Below are 16,570 nucleotides of genomic sequence, written 5' to 3'. Positions count from 1 at the left end.
AAAACGACTGAAGCCCCTTGTCTAACAGTCGTTTTATGAACTTAGCTTTTACAATTGGTGAAAATCCAAAGTGTTTAATCGTCCACCTATTAAAAATGGAGGACTTTTACCTAAACGAAGTGAAATAGATGATTACAGAGAGTAACTTCCTATTTCTTTTCTTCCATTTATTTACTTAAAAAATCACTGATTGCTGCACGATTGGCGTCATTGTCGATCACCAAAATACTTCCGGCATAACTACTGTTTCCGAAGTTCCATGAACCTTCAACAGGCACGCTTAAACGATCCACACCACCGACACCTCGAGCAATCGACAAAAGATTTTTGATAATAAAGAATGATGAAACATCCGTTGAGGTATAACCAATGGCTTTTCCGGCAGCGTAAGGGGCACGAATCAAGTTTAGGGGATTTTTTAGCTGACTAAAAATCGTATTCATGACTTGTTGTTGCCGTCTTACTCGACCAAAATCGCCTTCTTCATCTTTTCTAAAACGTGCATACTGTAAAAGTGTATGACCATCCATTTTTTGGACACCTTTTTTGATATCAACCCCATCCAGATTCAAATCTTTCTCTGCATCGATCTTGATACCATTCATAAACAATGCATCGACCACTTTTTCAAACGATTTAAAATCGACTTTTGCGTAATACTGGCAATCAAGTCCAAAATTTTCTTTGATGGTTTGACGGACCAGATCAGCACCGCCATAAGCATAAGCTGCATTGATCTTATTTTGACCAACTCCTGGAATTGTTACAAAACTATCACGCATGAATGAGATCAATTTTGGTTTATGAGCAGGTCCATCTAACTGTAACACCATGATCGTATCTGCACGACCAGCATCCTCACCTCTAGTGTCACTACCTAATATCAGAATATTATGTGCGCCACTCGAAGACTGTACACCATCAAATGATTCCGTTGTAACACTCGGCAAACTGGTATCATGTTCTGCCATGGATTTCCCGACAAAAAAGGAAATGACTGAAAATAAGAATAAAAATAGAATAATGCCTAAAATGATTTTCCCCCACGAACGTTTCTTTTTTGGACGAACTTCTTTTGGCTCTTTCTTCCTCTTAAAAAAATTTTTCTTCGTTTGATTAAATCCTTTTTTGTTTCCTGCTTTTGCATAGGAATAAGGGGTTTGATAGTCATTAGCTTGTCCTTCTCTGGAAGAATAAGAAGAATCCTGATCAGGTTGATAGATCCGAGTAGCTTCATCTCTTGGATCATTCAACGCTTTGTCCTTTTGACGTTCACGTCTAAAAAAACCGGTTGATTCTTTTTTTAATGGTTTTGCTTTTTTATGGATGTTCTTATAACGATCCATCCGACTCATTTTGTTTCCTCCCTGCTATCTGTACAAGTAAATAAAGGATACGCTATCTTCTTGATAAAAACAGCTATTTGAACCACAATTTAATAAAAAATAACGAAATGAGACAAGCCATTACACGTAAAGCTCGTCACACTTCTTGTTCTAATCGTTCTCGTATGTTCTGGACTGGCATTTCTCGATGTGTCCACAGTTCAAAAGCAATTGCTCCTTGATGAATCAACATACCTAAACCATTATAGGCTTTGATTCCCATTTTTTTGGCTTCTTGGATTAATCGTGTCTCACTAGGGGAGTAGATCAAGTCAAAGACGGCTAATTGCGAATGCAACAACTTTACATCAGCAATCGGTAATTGGTCTTTCTTGCTTCCCATTCCGATATCAGTTGCGTTGATCAATAGATTCGCCTGACTCAAATCTAATGCCAGTTGGCTTTCGTCCGCATAATCATGTAATCGGATGGGACAACCTGTTTTCTCAGAGACTTTCGCAAAATACTCTTTTAGTGGTAAAAAAGTGGCATTCAAACGTTTGTAGATCGTGATTTCTTGTGCGCCTTCTAGTGCCATTTGTACGACAATTGCTTTTGCTGCACCACCTGCTCCCAGAACAACGATTTTTTGATTTTTGATTGGATGCCCCGTTTCGTTGACGGAACGTACAAATCCCATACCATCTGTATTGTAGCCAATCAAACGTTGCTCCTGGTGAACGATCGTGTTGACCGCTCCGATTAATTCCGCTTCAGGGCTTAACTGATCAAGGTATGCCAAGACAGACGTTTTATTCGGCATTGAAACATTTACGCCCAACATATCTAATGTGCGGATACTCTCAACAGCTTGTCTTAGGTTCGTTTGATCTACCTCAAAAGCTAGATAAACGGCATCAATCCCCCAATGTGAAAATGCCAGATTGTGCATCAATGGTGAAAGACTATGAGAAGCAGGCTTTGCAAAAAAGCCTGTGAGTTTTGTTTTACCAGAGATCATCTTTTTCCTCCTTATAAAATAAAACAACCATCCAATCCTCGTAAACATGACACGAGACATCAGATGGTCGATTGTTTAGTTCTGTTTCTTGTGCTTTTTCTTATGTCTATGATTTATGATTGACGAGTCTTTCTAAGTTTAAAGGAGGTATGAGAAACTTGTCAACATGATTGTCAAACAAGCGGGGCCTCTTTCTCATTCATTTAAAACAAATCAATCTACTATAGGCATACTAGGCACAAAGTAGAAGGAAAAGCAGTCAGTAATCAAAAACTAATCTAACACTTCTTCAAAAAATTGTAATAGATCCGCTAGTGACAATTGCTCTTTTTCTTCTTTAGACAAATCTTTCACGATCCGTCCTTTTTGTAAAACGATCAGACGATTCCCATAATTCAAGGCATCTTCCATCCGGTGGGTGATCATCAAGCAAGTCAAGTGTTGTTCAGTAATCCTGCGATTGGTTAATTGCATCAATGATTTGGCAGTTTTAGGATCGAGCGCTGCTGTATGTTCATCTAATAGCAGCAACTCAGGCGCTTCAATGGTCGCCATCAACAAACTCAATGCTTGGCGTTGCCCTCCTGATAATTCCCCAGCTGGCGTATCTAGATGCTGCTCCAACCCATTTCCAACTTCTTGACACAATTGATAAAATTTTTCTCTTTGGTTCTTTAGGTTACGGAGACGAAGGGGTCTTTTCTTTCCTCTTTTTTGAGCCAAAAGCAAGTTCTCTGCTACTGTCATCCTTGGAGCTGTGCCCATCTTAGGATCTTGGAACACCCGAGAAAGAAAAGAAGCCCGTTTTTCTTCTGTTTCTTTCGTGATATTCCGCTCTTTAAAAGCGATCGACCCTTGACTTAATTGTAATGTTCCTGCGATCGTGTTGAACAGCGTACTTTTTCCCGCACCATTACCACCAAGGACCGTAATAAAATCGCCTTTATTGATTGTCAAATCAATTCCATCTAATAATACTTTTTCTTCATTCATGCCATTGCTAACGACTTTTTTTCCATTTTTAATTGTGATGATCGCTGTCATGGTCAAACCTCCTTTTCAAAACCGGTTTTAAGTTTCAATGCTTGTTTTAACTGAGGAATCATCAAACAAATGGCTAAAATAATAGCGGAGAAGAGTTTGAGATATGTTGTGTCAAACCCAAGTTTAATGACGATCAGGATCAATAATTGATAGATGATGCTTCCCACGACAATGGCAATCAAGCGTTCTGCTAACGTTAATTCGTGGAAAATCACTTCTCCAATAATGATAGAAGCTAGCCCGATCACGATGACACCAATTCCTTTATTGACATCGGCATACCCATCATTTTGTGCAATCAATGCACCTGATAAAGCTATAACACCATTTGAAAGAGTCAATCCTAAGATTTTCATTCGATCTGTTTTGATCCCTAAGGAACGAGCCATCGTTTCGTTGTCTCCTGTCGCGATATACCCTTGACCTAAATCGGTATTGAAAAAGAACAGTAAGACACCAATCAAGAGACTTAATGCAAGCAAGCCAAGTAACACGGTATCAAAATAGTCAGGTAAATGAAGACCATTGAACGTATCTTGTAAAATCGAATGATTCAATAAAGAAAGATTTGGTGTGCGCATCACGAATAAAATCACCGAGTTTAATCCAGACATGACTAAGATTCCGGCAAGGATCACTGGGATCTTTCCTTTGGTATACAACAGCCCCGTAACTAGTCCGGCAAGCATGCCTGCACCAACGCCAAGCAGTGTTGCTAAAACTGGGGAGATCCCATGAGTGATAGCTGTCACACAAACTGCTCCACCTAATGGAAATGATCCTTCAGTCGTCATATCAGGAAAATCCAAAATCCGATAAGTCATAAAGATTCCTAATCCTAAGATCGCCCATAACATCCCTTGTGAAATTGCTGATACGATCATTGTTCATCCCCCTCGTCTTTCGGTTCTTCTGAAACATTTTTAGCTTCTTGCTTTATTGAATCAGGAATCGTGATCCCTAATTTTTCCGCCTGTTTTTCATTGATGATGACATCGCCTTTATCAAAGACGTAAACAGGTGTCGTTGCTGGTTTTTCTTTTCCTAGTGCAAGCATCGCAGCCATTTTCCCACTTTGGACACCTAAATCATATTGGTTGATTCCGATCGTTGCCAAGCCACCTTGTTCGACCATTGAATCAACTGAAGGGATCACTGGGATCTTCGCTTTATCGGCTTCTTTTACCACTGTCTGCATAGCATTAGCAATTGTATTGTCTAAAGGAACATAAATGAAATCCACTTGTTGACTCATCACTTGGACAGTTTGGGCGATTTCATTCGTAGAAGGTACAGCATATTTTACTGAAGTCAAACCTGCTTTTTGAATCGCTTTTTCTGCTTGGCTTACTTGGTATTTTGAATTATCTTCTGAAGAAGCGTATAAAATCCCGACTTTCTTCGCATTCGGCAACAATTCAGCGCCTAACTTGATTTGCGCTTCAACAGGCGGCTGATCAGATACGCCTGTGATGTTTCCACCTGGTTCTTTTAAAGACTTCACTAAGCCGGCACCAACTGGATCTGTGACCGCACCTAAGACTAATGGGATCGTATTCGTTACATTAGCTAAAGATTGAGCAGCCGGAGTAGCGATCCCTACTAGGACATCTGGGTCAGCTTGTACTAATTGTTGACTCATAGTGGCTAATTTACTTTGATCTGCTTGCCCGTTTTGAAAGGAGATCGTTAAATTTTTTCCTTCCTCAAGCCCTGATTGTTCGAGACCGTCTTTGATCCCACGGTAAATTTCATCTAATGCCGGATGGCTCACATATTGCAAAACCCCAACGGAAACAGTTTGATCCGTTTCTTTTGGTTTCGATTCAGTAGAAGCAGGCGTTATTTTTTCATAAATAAAGGTTCCTACTAAGTAAAGCATAATAAGTGCAACAACTGTGATCAAACGTTTATTTTTCATTTTTCTTCCCCCTCATTCCTTTAATCATCATTATTCAAGTCTGGTTTCTGACACGAACTGACAAAAAAAGACAATCACCCCAACGGTAATTGTCTTCTTACATACAAAAAACCGCATAGATCAAATCTATGCGGTAGTCAAATTTCTTGTCCAGCATAGATACAAATTTTAGATTTGTACTCTAAAAAGTTGTATCTACGGTCAAAGTTCGCCATCAATACAACTTATCTACGCCAGTTACGCCAAGCTTGAGTTGTTCCTGCTAAAAATTGGTTTGATAAGTTCATTGTGGATCACCCTTTCCTTAATAATTAATCTAAGTCTAATCGAATTTAGCATGTTCGTCAACAGTTTTTTTATTCCGTCTTATTTCCAGCATTAAGATCTGTTCCCAGTTGAGCATTAGTCGAAGTCGTTTGCGTTTCTTTCCCAAGTTCTTCTTCTAATTTTTTGATATTCGCTAATGGCAAACGATTTAATTCGGGAATCAGCTGCGTAGGGAAATCACTTAACTGATTTGCGTTATAGACTAAGCGATTGGTTTCTTTGCCATTTTGGAAAAAGATTACCGTCAAATGCTCTTGCTTTAAATCGTAGCGTTGTTCTAATTCATTGACCTGATAAACCAATGGGTAAAAATAAATAGGGCGATTCAATTCCGCCATTTTTTTTGGATCATGAAAAATGTCCATTAATGCTTGATACATTTCTCCACTTGGCACACTGAACAAAACTGAAATAGCTTTACTTTCTTCAATTGTTTGCGATGCTTCATTGATATTCAAAGGTTTAAGCTTAGGAGAATTGATTTCTGCATAGACTAAGCTCTCCACCTGTGCTTCTCTAATATTTTTAGGAAAGACAAACATCGTGATCGTAATGACCAGTGAAACAAGGAATACGAACAATAAACGCATACAATAGCGTTGTGGATGCGTATCGAAATCAGCCAAAAAATGATGGTATTTGACTTTGATGGTCTCACTTATCTCTTTCCACATAGCGATCACCTTCTTTTTCGTTTTCTTTTATTATACCTAAGTTTGAGGTAGATAGAAAAAAATACATTTAAAGAATATCGATTATTTTTCAATCCAGTATCTTTTTATGATCAAATCAGTTGATAACTACCTAGTAAATTGGTCTTTCTACGTTTTTTTCGTTATAATGAAACTACTTATGAAAAGAAATGAGGAATGAACCATGTCCTTTGATGGTGTCTTTACTCATGCAATGATCAATGAATTGCGTGAGACTCTATTATCTGGTCGGATTTCTAAAATCCACCAACCTTACGAAAATGAAGTCGTATTAGTGATTCGCTCACGTGGTAAAAATCAGCGTTTGCTCTTATCTGCACATCCTAGTTATGCTCGAATCCAGATCACTCAGATCGACTATCAAAATCCAGACACACCACCGAACTTTGTGATGATGTTACGCAAGCATCTTGATGGGGCAATTTTGGAGTCGATCGAACAAATCGAAAACGACCGAGTGATCCACTTTCATTTCACGAAACGAGACGAACTAGGAGATCTCCAAAATATCATTTTAATTGTGGAACTCATGGGACGTCATAGCACGATCATCTTAGTGAATAAAGAATCAGGAAAAATCTTAGATGCGATCAAGCATATTGGTAGTTCACAAAATACTTATCGTTCCCTTCTGCCTGGTGTAGACTATATTGCTCCACCTGAACAAAACCAGCTGAATCCCTTTAGTCAGGAAAAAGAAAAAGTCTTCCATCGGCTTTCTCAAATGGACTTGACACCAAAAGGAATCCAACAACAATTTCAAGGAATCGGTTTTGATACTGCGCAAGAATTGGTGGCTCGCTTAACAGAACGCCCCAATGAAAAAATGTTGGTATGGCAAGAATTCTTCACAGCAATCGACACCCAACTCTCCCCTAGCCTTTATGAAGTAGCGGAGAAAGAATATTTTACGCCGATCAACTATCGTTTCTTTGATTCAAATACGCAACAAAAAAAGATGTACCCGACTCTCAGTGCGTTATTAGATGCGTTTTATCAAGAAAAAGCGGAAAAAGACCGTGCCAAACAACAAGGTGGCGAACTCATCCGCAAGATCGAAAATGAACTTAAACGCAACAAAAATAAACTGAAGAAACGGGAGCAGACCTTAAAAGATTCGGAAAATGCCGAGGATTATCGTCGAGACGGCGAACTATTGACTACTTTTATGGCTCAAGTTCCTCGAGGCGCAAATGAAGTGACATTGCCGAATTATTATGAAGAAGATCGGCCGATCACAATCAAGCTCGATCCAGCATTGACGCCCAATCAAAATGCCCAAAAATATTTCCATCGCTACCAAAAACTAAAAAATGCTGTCAAATTGATTGGTAAACAGATCGAAGAAGCCAAAAATGAGATCGATTATTTAGAATCTGTCTTGTCTCAGTTAGAGATTGCTGGTCCTATGGATATCGAAGTGATCAAAGAAGAATTGACAGCAGAAGGTTATTTAAAAAAGAAATCTTCGAAAAAACAAAAACGCAAGAAACCTTCACAGCCAGATCAATATCTTTCTACTGATGGTACGTTGATCTTGGTAGGGAAAAACAATCTTCAAAATGATCAACTTTCCTTAAAAACGGCGAAGAAAACAGACTATTGGCTCCACGCCAAAAATATTCCTGGCTCTCATGTCATTATCAAAAGTGACCAGCCATCTGATGAAACGATAACTGAAGCCGCTGAATTAGCTGCTTATTTCTCAAAATACCGTCATTCCGCCCAAGTACCCGTGGACTTGGTTCAAGTCAAGCATTTGCGCAAACCGAATGGCGCAAAACCAGGCTATGTGATCTATGAAAATCAAAAAACGATCATTGTTACTCCAGAAGAAGAAAAGATCAACAAGATGAAACAGATGACTAACTGATGTAATGCAATTTAATCTAGTCAACAGTATCGCATCTGGTCATCATCGATGAGTAAGCACTCCCCTTTTTATTCGCTAACATGACAAGTGCCCCTTCCAGAAAATATCGGATGATTTTTCTGGAACAGGCACTTGTTTCTATTATCTAGCTTTTCCCCTCAAGTTCCTTTTTTAAGACCATGATATTGCCTTTTTCAGTGGAGATGTTTATAGTGTTCGCCTTGTCTTTTGTCTGCTCTTTAAACTGATTAGTTATTTCCCCGAACGTGCTACTTAAATCAAAACGACTAACAACGTCTTGTGACTGCACCCACTTCACGTGACCACTAGCACTTTTCACTGTTGCTTCTAAAGGAATTTGCTGACTGACGATAACCGTGCCTGAATCATTTCCTACCGATAAACCACCAGTTAAATCCGTCAATACCAATTTCCCAGAGCCATTTTTTATCGATGTGTCTCCTGCTTGTTTTTCAATAATCGTAGTCCCTTTCATATTACGGGCAGTCAATCGTTGAATCGCTCCTGATGAAACAATATTTTTTCCTTCGATATTATTCAATTCCATTTTTTCACTCATCGTTGAAAGAACTTTTATTACCCCACTGTCAGTCACTACCCGGATTTTTCCTTGACCATCAGAAAGAATTGTTTTTCCAACTTTATTTTTTATAGCCAGCTCAGAGAAAAATTGATGGACGCTAACATCGGAAGATTGGCTGTGTATCTGGATCATTTTACTATAAACATCTGTTATGCTTATTCGTCCTTTTTTCATCTTCAAGTTGATCTTTTCTGCATATGTATGATTTAACGTTACTTCTCCTTGTTCTAAGTTAAAATGAAGGGATTTATGTTTGGTATTTTCCGGAAGATAAAAAACGACCTCGACTTTTCCCATACTTTGTGACCAGTCAAAAAATCTTGGGTGTCCAATGGTCAAGTTCATTTTGCTGCTACTCATGCTGAATAGCTGTTTTTGATCTTGCTTTCTGATATGACCCTTGATTTCTACTTTCGCTGTTTCATTTTCGGATAGTTGGATTACACTAATATCTACTGGATATGTGGAAGACACATTCAACGATTCAATCGCATTTGCTTTAAGTTCTATGTCTCTTGTCAAAAATTGCCCTTGGTAAACCCAGCTGTGATTGAACACAAGTAATAGGTTACATAAAAAACTAACTATTCCCACAAAATAAACTAGAAACAATCTCTTCCTTACCTGCTCAGGTTTCTTTAATACAATAACGAAGCATAACGAAAATAACGACGAGGTCACTGCTCCCCACATCATAACCTGTTCATAAATCAGATAATATAGCACCATCATCAAAAAATAGAAACTAGTCACTAGCAATAAAATTTGGAACAAAAACAAGAATAACTTACCTAGTTTGATCATCCAACGTTTTAAGCAAGAATTACGCTTCAATTTATATTCACGTACCAGGTCTTCGCCAGCAATTATATCTTGCTTTGCTTTCATCGCTTTTTCTAAGCGCTGGTCTTCATAATAAGCTTCAGCAATTTCTTGCGGACTTCCCAGAGCTTTTAAAATCGCTTCACAAGATTCTCCTTCTGCCATCCTTACTTTGATTTCTCTTGAAAGATCTGCTTTTATTTCAAGAAAAGCTTCTTTATCTTTTTCTAAAAATAATCCTTCTAACGCTTCAAAAAAATCATTCATTTGCTCTCTCATCTTCCTCCTGTTTTAACAACGCCACATTTTCTACAAACACCATCCATTCCTTATTTAACTCAGCCAGATATTCTTTTCCCAGTGAAGTGATTTGGTAGTATTTGCGTGCAGGTCCTCCTTTTGATTCTTTAAGGTAGGTCACACAATACCCTTCTTTGACAAATCGTCTCAATATTGGATAAAGCGCTCCTTCTGTAAGCGGAATATTTTTATTGACCAATTGGGTAATTTCATAACCATATCGATCCTTATTTTTCAGTAAATAAAGAACGCATAATTCCAATACACCTTTTTTAAATTGATTTGATTTTCCCAATAACTTCACCTTCCATAATCCATGCTGCCATGTTTTCTTTTTCTCTATTTTGAGTCTACCTTATTTTTCCCCCCTAGAAAAGAAAAAGGTGGACAGGAAGTCTTGAGAACCTTGTGTTAGACTGATTCTCTAACGCATTCCCATTTATTCCCCGTACACCTTTTTTCCTGATCTACTTGTACTTGATTTTGAAATCTACTTTTGTTTTATCTGCATATTTCACTTTAAAAGCAAATTTTTTCAACCCTTTTTGATTCGCATCTAACTGTTCCATAATATGCGTTTTAATTTCTTCTTGACTGCTTGTTTTTGCATCTAGTCCTACAAACAGTGTTTCGACATAGGTCTGCGCTTTTGCATCCTGCAACTTAAGACCCGTTCGTTCATTTTTGACTTCTGCTTTGATTTTGCCATTTGACTTGACTTCATAATCTAGTTTGATTTTCTCTTTCTGATACTCGATTTCAATTTCAATTTCTTTTACCAATGCACGTAGCGCTGAATCGCCTGGTTTGTTGGTGTCTTCTTTTTCAGGTTCATCTTTTGGGACGGTTGGCTTGTCGACAGATCCAATTGTCCCAATGTTTATTGTGCTGTAATTAGGTTTGTTGATGACAACGACTTTCAATTGGATATTTTGGTTATTTGCCATACTTGTCAAAATACCTATTGCTTGATATGTACTTTGCGCCATTCTTTTAGTAATTCGTTGTGCTTCAGTCGAAGAATAACCAAGAGCCAACCAAACACGTTCTTTTTTCAATGAAGCATACATGCGCTGAATGGACGCTTCTGTTGGTTCTAACACTATTCCCGTTGCAGCTGTTAAGTCTGCTTTGGTAAAACTCATGATCTTCTCATACTGGTTTTCTGAAATTACTGTTGCAGCACAAACATCTGGCGAGCTTGCCAAAGTAGTGGCTCCAGTGGATAGAATGATTCCCGCTAATAATAAACCTGTCAATTTTTTCATTTTCATATGTATTCCTTCTTTCTGATATATGTAAGTATTTCTGTGTTGCACCACTAATATACAATGAATAGTACTTAGTGTCAAATAATAGTAAAAAAGTTAATCGTTAGCGTTTGGTTTATCTTTTGCTATCTTTGAACGGGTTCATCCAAGAAACTTCACTCTTGTCTTTCATGGCAGCAAAAAAACGAGTAGGATGTCGAATGCCACCCTTACTCGTTTGTTAAAAACAGGCGTTTTGTTGATTTCTTCTCACTTTCTTTGTTCTTTTAAAAAGCTGGAATATTTGCGCCTTTCGAATTTTTCTTAATATACTCAGCGACTTCTTTCGTCGTCATTGCTTTTTTCAATACGTTGATTTTCTCGCTGTCTTTTTCCCCTTCTCTCGTTACCAATTGCAAAGCGTAATGTTTGCTGGCAGCTTCATCTTCCAGTAAGATCGCATCTTTGGTCGATAAGCCCGCTGGTTCTAAGTAAGCAGGGTAACAAAAGACCATCGCAATGTCCTTTTCATCATAGGCTTTTACTAGATTCAATAAATCGATTCGTTCAAATTGAAGATTTTTAGGATTGTCAACGATATCCGCCACTGTACCGTTGAACCCCATGTTATCCTTTAATTTGATAACACCATTTTTATTTAAGATCGCTAATGCTCGACCTTCATTTGTTGGATCGCTTGGAATACCGACTTTAGCATTTTTGGGCAATTGATCAGCATTCTTATAGTTTTTGGAATAAAAGCCCCCCGCAAAATAATAAATGGGTTGAACGGCGACTAAATCTGCTTTTTTTTCTTGATTGAACATTGCCATAAACGGTTCATGCTGTGCAAAATTGGCATCTGCTTCATCATGTTGAACGGCATCATTATAAGCTACATTGTCACTTACTTCCATAATATCAATGGTGTAACCCTGTTTCTCCACTTCTTTTTTGGCAATCTCCAAAATATCTTTTGATGACTCTAACTGAACAGCCACTTTGATTTCCTTTTTGTCTTTATCCGCTGAATGACCTCCACAAGCTGCTAAAGTTAAGATCGCAATCATTGCGAAACCAATCAAATAAAACTTCTTCATTCTTCTTCCTCCTATTTTCGTTTATCCAGTGTCTGAGCAACAAAGTTTCCCAGCATTTGTAAAATAAAGACTAAAACGATCATGATCACAATGGCGACATACATGACCCCATATTCATAGCGTTGATAACCGACACGAACAGCAAAATCACCGATTCCGCCACCGCCAATGACTCCCATGACTGTCGAATAGGAAACCATACTGACAGTCGTCGTCGTATACGCCAAGACTAAACCACTTCTCGCTTCTACTAGTAAAAAATGCCAGACATATTGGAAGCGAGTCGTCCCTAATGAATTAGCCAATGCATAAGTTTCGTCAGAAACATCCAGCAAGACCTGTTCAACTAGCCGGGCAAAGATAGTGATCGCAATGATACTAAGTGGTACAGAAGCTGGTATAGGACCAAAGGCTTTGCCTAATACCGCGCGAGTTACTGGGATCAACGCAATTACAAATAATAGATAGGGAAAAGAGCGGATCACTGTGACTAAAAAATTCAAAGTCCAATAAATCCAAGGATAACGACCACGAACTTTAGGATTCGCCAAAAACAACCCTAAACCTAGTGGCAATCCGCCAACCACACACACGCCCATCGAAATAGCCATCATGATGCCCGTTTCTTCGAGACTGGTCAGTAGCGCTGGCCAATACTCCATCATGCTTTGTGAATGAATCATTGCGCTAAGCTCCTTTTTATTTTTTCAAAATACGTCAAGTTTTCTTCCGTATAACGTTGTGGGTGATTTCTTAATTCGCCAATCAACTCGCCATTTTCCATGACCAAAATTCGTTGGCATAAGCTTTTCACTGTTTCTAATTCGTGACTAACAAAGAAAATTGTCGGCTGGAATTCTTCATGGACTTTATGCAATAAACGAATCACACTTTCCGTATTTTCTTCATCTAGTGAGCTGGTGGCTTCGTCACACAATAAAATTTCTGGATCACGTGTCAACGCCCGAGCAATCGACACTCGTTGCTTTTCACCGCCAGATAGTTTTACTGGATATACAGCAGCTTTATGAGCCATCCCAACAAAATTTAATAAATAATCGATTTTTTCACGATTCTTTTTCTTTTGCAGCTTCAATGGTAATGACACGTTTTCATACACCTTTAAGTTATCTAATAGATTATGGTTTTGGAAAATCATCCCCATTTTTTGTTTTTGCTGCCTTTTTTCTTTTTTGTTCAACTTTTGAATGGCCACACTATCGATTAGGATTTCCCCACTACTAGGTTCTTCCATTAAGTTCAACAAACGAAGTAACGTGGATTTACCAGAACCGCTTTTCCCAACGATTCCGATGATCTCACCTGGTTCGATTGTCAAATGAATATTCTTTACCGCTTGCGTGCCTTCATAGCTTTTAGTTACATTGATCAATTCAATCATCTGTTCCTCCAATGAAAAATAGTACACCTTATCAAACTGTTTGATAAAAATAGATAAATCAGCTTATTGGTTTTCTATTTAAATAAAAAACGCTTCCTAAATACTAACTGTTTCTATAATGGCGGAGTATTCGTAAAAAAGCAACTTTTTTACTCATCTTCTATCTGTTTTTTAACTGTATTAATAATGGTGTTTTATAAAACGATTTATCTGTATCTTTTAAGAACCCTCACTGTAACAAGCATGTATTCTATCTATTGCCATTAATCACCATAAGCTAACAACGTTGTTATTTCTTTTTTCAACAAATTCAGTTTCTTTTTCATAAAAACGAAAAATAGGAGGAAAAGAAAAAGCGGTCAAACGATCGCTGTTGCCGATCATTCAACCACTTTTTCAATGGCTCTATAATTTGAGAGCGGGACAATAGTTCTTTCTCAAAAAGAAAATAAGTTCGACTTTGATGGCTAGTGTCAAAATCGAACTTATTTTTTCTATTATGTACACTTTCCTCTCCATATATTTTCCTAATTTTCTTAAATTTAATGCCATCAGTGCCAAACCAATATCAATCGTTGCTCCTTGTTTCCCACGTAAATGGAAACGATGGAACACCAAGCTAGCCTTTAGATATCCGAACGCGGGTTCGACCTCGATTTTCTCCTCTAAAAGCTTTTTTCTGCATTCTGCTTTGAAATAGCGCCCATTATTATTTACTTGAATTTTTCGCTTTTGTTCACTTTTCGCACGCGTACATTAACGACGGACTGGACAGTTCCGACAATCCTCACATTCATAGATTTTGAAATCTTGAATAAAGCCACCTTTATCTTTCGACTATCATTTTTGAACGGTATCGGACGATTCGCTGGGCAAATGTATTCATCTTGTTCTTCAAGGTAGTGCCAGTTTTCCACGTTAAATGGATTCTCCTTGTATTTCTTTTTGTTTTCTTTGTGATAACTTAGGATTTTTTTGATTAATCAATTAATCAACATGAAATAACAAAAAAATCTGAGACAGAATGAGGTTCATTCTGACCCAGATTTGATTTTACACCACTCATCAGTCCTTATTGACAAAGAGCCAAGGTTTACACACTTTTTGTAGACTATCTTGTCATAGATATAGTTGTATTTTGTGCAATAGGTTTCTCTGAATTATTTAAAACTATACTTTCTAGTTTTTTTGAAAGGTTCTGTTTCAATGATATGTCTCTTTTGTTTCTTTCTTTAGCAAAGTTAATATTGAGTTTATTATACTCATTAAGAAACTTTTTTGCTTCAAAAGGACTTATTTTCCCTTGGCCTTCAAGCGAATTTATATGATTTACCTCCTTAATTATTTCAGCTTGAATATGAAATTTTTCCGACTCTAATTTTGGAATTATGTTACGATTTATCTCATTAAGGTCTGCTTTTACGTCACTAATATTACGAGGATTTTCAAATTGAGTCCTATACTGATCCTGTAATAGTAAAAGTAACTCTTTTTCTTGCCTACGGAAAGCATTGATTTCTTGAGTTTTCTCGTTGAACTGGGATATAAGTTTTTTACTTCTTATTAGAATACGTTCTGTTTCTTGTAGAGAAATAGTAGGTTGCTCTGTGCGTGATGTTGTCGTAGGTTGCTCTGTGTGTGATGTTGTCATAGTTGATTTACTTGTGCTCACAGAATGGGTTTTCTTTGATTCTATAGACTCTTGTAATTGATTTACCATGTCTTTACAATTGGATATAAGATAGTCGATATGCTTTTTATTTGTACTTAAAACTTTTATTTCTTTATAGCATTCTTTAAGCATTTTTTTGTTCTTTATTTTATGCTTTCTTAAATTTACCTTTTGCTGTGTCATTTTACCATATTCAATTACTATATCATTTCTTAGTTTACGGAATTTCGAGCAAAAATTTTGAACCCGCCGGAGATTCGTTTGTAATTGATTAACTTCTATAGAACTTTCAGTAGAAATTCCCTCTTTTAATTTTTTAAAATCTGTCTCTTCTTGCTTAATAAGATTCTTTATTTTTTTATGTAAAAATTTTTTAGCAGAATATGGCTGTCTTGAAACATCATCTTGTATTTCATCTAAATGTTTTAAGTTCCCCTTATTTCTGTGTTTTGACTGTAGTTTTTTGTGTGAATAAGTTTTATCAGATAAACGGGTGGTTTCATTCCTGTTTTCTAAATCTAGTACTTTTCCTAATCCCCTCCCTTGATTTTTGTTGTCTAAACTAGGCAGTGCCCTTGCTCCGCCTATTCCACTTGCTATGCTTAAAGCATTAATAAAAGTAACTATCATTTTGTCTAATCTCATATGCCATCAATCTCCTTTTCATTTAATGATTTTCACTTATCCTACGGAAAATAAAAACTTATACAGAAAAAATTCTGTTTCAAAAGCCATAATGCACCGATCATCAAAAGTTAGACCAAAAATCTAACGTCTGAAACTTTAATTTGCCCAAAGTCTGTTCGAGTCTTTCTAATCAAACCAACTAGTCCTTCACGTTCCTATTTTTGTACCCAACGATAGAGTGCACATAGAGACGCTTCACTTTTAATAGATATTTACCTTAGCTACTACATTTTTATCTAAAAGAGTTAATTCTTGGCTACTATCTGCCACAGTAGATGGTTCATTTATTGTAGAAGCATATCCAGAGATTTTGCTTTCAGATACGCTAATTCCAATAGTTAAAATATCTAAAGATAAGATAAACTTATTTTTCATTTTCTATTACCTCGAAATCCAAAAAACAGAAAGCGCTTTCTGAATAAATCATAACAGAGAAATCAAATTATATATATAAAAGTCATAAAAAATAGTTTTCATGTCATAATCGTTCATTTTTTCTGTATTGTCCT

At 37.2% G+C, this 16,570-nt stretch carries 15 protein-coding genes and 1 pseudogene; 1 reads left to right on the top strand and 15 read right to left on the bottom strand.

Going from position 1 to position 16,570, the window contains the following annotated elements; genetic code table 11:
* Positions 1-167 precede the first annotated feature (167 nt).
* The 6 genes from IGK21_RS06535 to IGK21_RS06510 all read right to left on the bottom strand — a co-directional run bounded on the left by IGK21_RS06535 (position 168) and on the right by IGK21_RS06510 (position 6,312).
* On the bottom strand, positions 168-1,355 hold the full coding sequence (locus IGK21_RS06535; protein ID WP_094940273.1) for an LCP family protein: 1,188 nt from the start codon (positions 1,353-1,355) through the stop codon (positions 168-170).
* Positions 1,356-1,482: 127 nt separating this feature from the next.
* Complete coding sequence (locus IGK21_RS06530; RefSeq protein ID WP_181914975.1) at positions 1,483-2,346, bottom strand: shikimate dehydrogenase; 864 nt, start codon at positions 2,344-2,346, stop codon at positions 1,483-1,485.
* Positions 2,347-2,619: 273 nt separating this feature from the next.
* Complete coding sequence (locus IGK21_RS06525) at positions 2,620-3,390, bottom strand: ABC transporter ATP-binding protein (protein WP_010719188.1); 771 nt, start codon at positions 3,388-3,390, stop codon at positions 2,620-2,622.
* Between the two features lie 2 nt (positions 3,391-3,392).
* Positions 3,393-4,274: an ABC transporter permease gene (locus IGK21_RS06520; RefSeq protein ID WP_010737553.1), complete on the bottom strand. Its 882-nt coding sequence runs from the start codon at positions 4,272-4,274 to the stop codon at positions 3,393-3,395.
* Positions 4,271-5,311, bottom strand: a complete 1,041-nt coding sequence (trpX, locus tag IGK21_RS06515; protein WP_034697916.1) for a tryptophan ABC transporter substrate-binding protein — start codon at positions 5,309-5,311, stop codon at positions 4,271-4,273. Before trpX ends, IGK21_RS06520 begins: the two co-directional genes overlap by 4 nt.
* A 356-nt stretch (positions 5,312-5,667) precedes the next feature.
* Complete coding sequence (locus IGK21_RS06510; RefSeq protein ID WP_181914974.1) at positions 5,668-6,312, bottom strand: hypothetical protein; 645 nt, start codon at positions 6,310-6,312, stop codon at positions 5,668-5,670.
* Positions 6,313-6,514: 202 nt separating this feature from the next.
* Between IGK21_RS06510 and efbA the strand changes: the two genes are divergently transcribed.
* The gene (efbA, locus tag IGK21_RS06505) at positions 6,515-8,224 is read left to right on the top strand and encodes a fibronectin-binding protein EfbA (protein WP_096709137.1); all 1,710 of its coding nucleotides are present in this window, start codon (positions 6,515-6,517) and stop codon (positions 8,222-8,224) included.
* A 145-nt stretch (positions 8,225-8,369) separates the two neighbouring features.
* On the opposite strand, the gene IGK21_RS06500 is transcribed toward efbA, so the two are convergent.
* From IGK21_RS06500 to IGK21_RS06460, 9 genes and pseudogenes are all read right to left on the bottom strand, one after another.
* Positions 8,370-9,929 carry a DUF4097 family beta strand repeat-containing protein gene (locus IGK21_RS06500; protein ID WP_181918561.1) on the bottom strand — a complete coding sequence of 520 codons (1,560 nt, stop codon included), beginning with the start codon at positions 9,927-9,929 and terminating at the stop codon, positions 8,370-8,372.
* Positions 9,910-10,245, bottom strand: coding sequence for a PadR family transcriptional regulator (locus IGK21_RS06495; RefSeq protein WP_096709139.1), 336 nt, complete (start codon positions 10,243-10,245; stop codon positions 9,910-9,912). Before IGK21_RS06495 ends, IGK21_RS06500 begins: the two co-directional genes overlap by 20 nt.
* A gap of 172 nt (positions 10,246-10,417) precedes the next feature.
* Positions 10,418-11,224 (bottom strand): YusW family protein, encoded by an 807-nt coding sequence (locus IGK21_RS06490; protein ID WP_181914972.1) that lies wholly within the window; start codon positions 11,222-11,224, stop codon positions 10,418-10,420.
* 263 nt (positions 11,225-11,487) lie between these two features.
* The gene (locus tag IGK21_RS06485; protein ID WP_088775142.1) at positions 11,488-12,300 is read right to left on the bottom strand and encodes a MetQ/NlpA family ABC transporter substrate-binding protein; all 813 of its coding nucleotides are present in this window, start codon (positions 12,298-12,300) and stop codon (positions 11,488-11,490) included.
* Positions 12,301-12,311: 11 nt separating this feature from the next.
* Positions 12,312-12,983 carry a methionine ABC transporter permease gene (locus IGK21_RS06480; protein WP_181914971.1) on the bottom strand — a complete coding sequence of 224 codons (672 nt, stop codon included), beginning with the start codon at positions 12,981-12,983 and terminating at the stop codon, positions 12,312-12,314.
* Complete coding sequence (locus tag IGK21_RS06475; protein WP_181914970.1) at positions 12,980-13,702, bottom strand: ATP-binding cassette domain-containing protein; 723 nt, start codon at positions 13,700-13,702, stop codon at positions 12,980-12,982. The genes IGK21_RS06480 and IGK21_RS06475 overlap by 4 nt, the downstream gene beginning before the upstream one ends.
* Positions 13,703-14,107: 405 nt before the next feature.
* Positions 14,108-14,667, bottom strand: a pseudogene (locus IGK21_RS06470) (transposase); the annotation flags it as partial.
* Between the two features lie 146 nt (positions 14,668-14,813).
* Positions 14,814-16,019, bottom strand: coding sequence for a hypothetical protein (locus tag IGK21_RS06465; protein ID WP_181914969.1), 1,206 nt, complete (start codon positions 16,017-16,019; stop codon positions 14,814-14,816).
* A gap of 243 nt (positions 16,020-16,262) precedes the next feature.
* A complete protein-coding gene (locus IGK21_RS06460) occupies positions 16,263-16,436 on the bottom strand; it encodes a hypothetical protein (RefSeq protein WP_178286290.1) in 174 nt (57 codons plus the stop codon).
* Positions 16,437-16,570 lie beyond the last annotated feature (134 nt).

The sequence above is a fragment of the Enterococcus sp. DIV1421a genome, from assembly GCF_051711025.1.
Classification (GTDB): Bacteria; Bacillota; Bacilli; order Lactobacillales; family Enterococcaceae; genus Enterococcus_B; species Enterococcus_B hirae.
The sequence above is the reverse complement of the archived record's forward strand: the minus strand, read 5'-3'. Positions and strand labels throughout refer to the sequence as shown.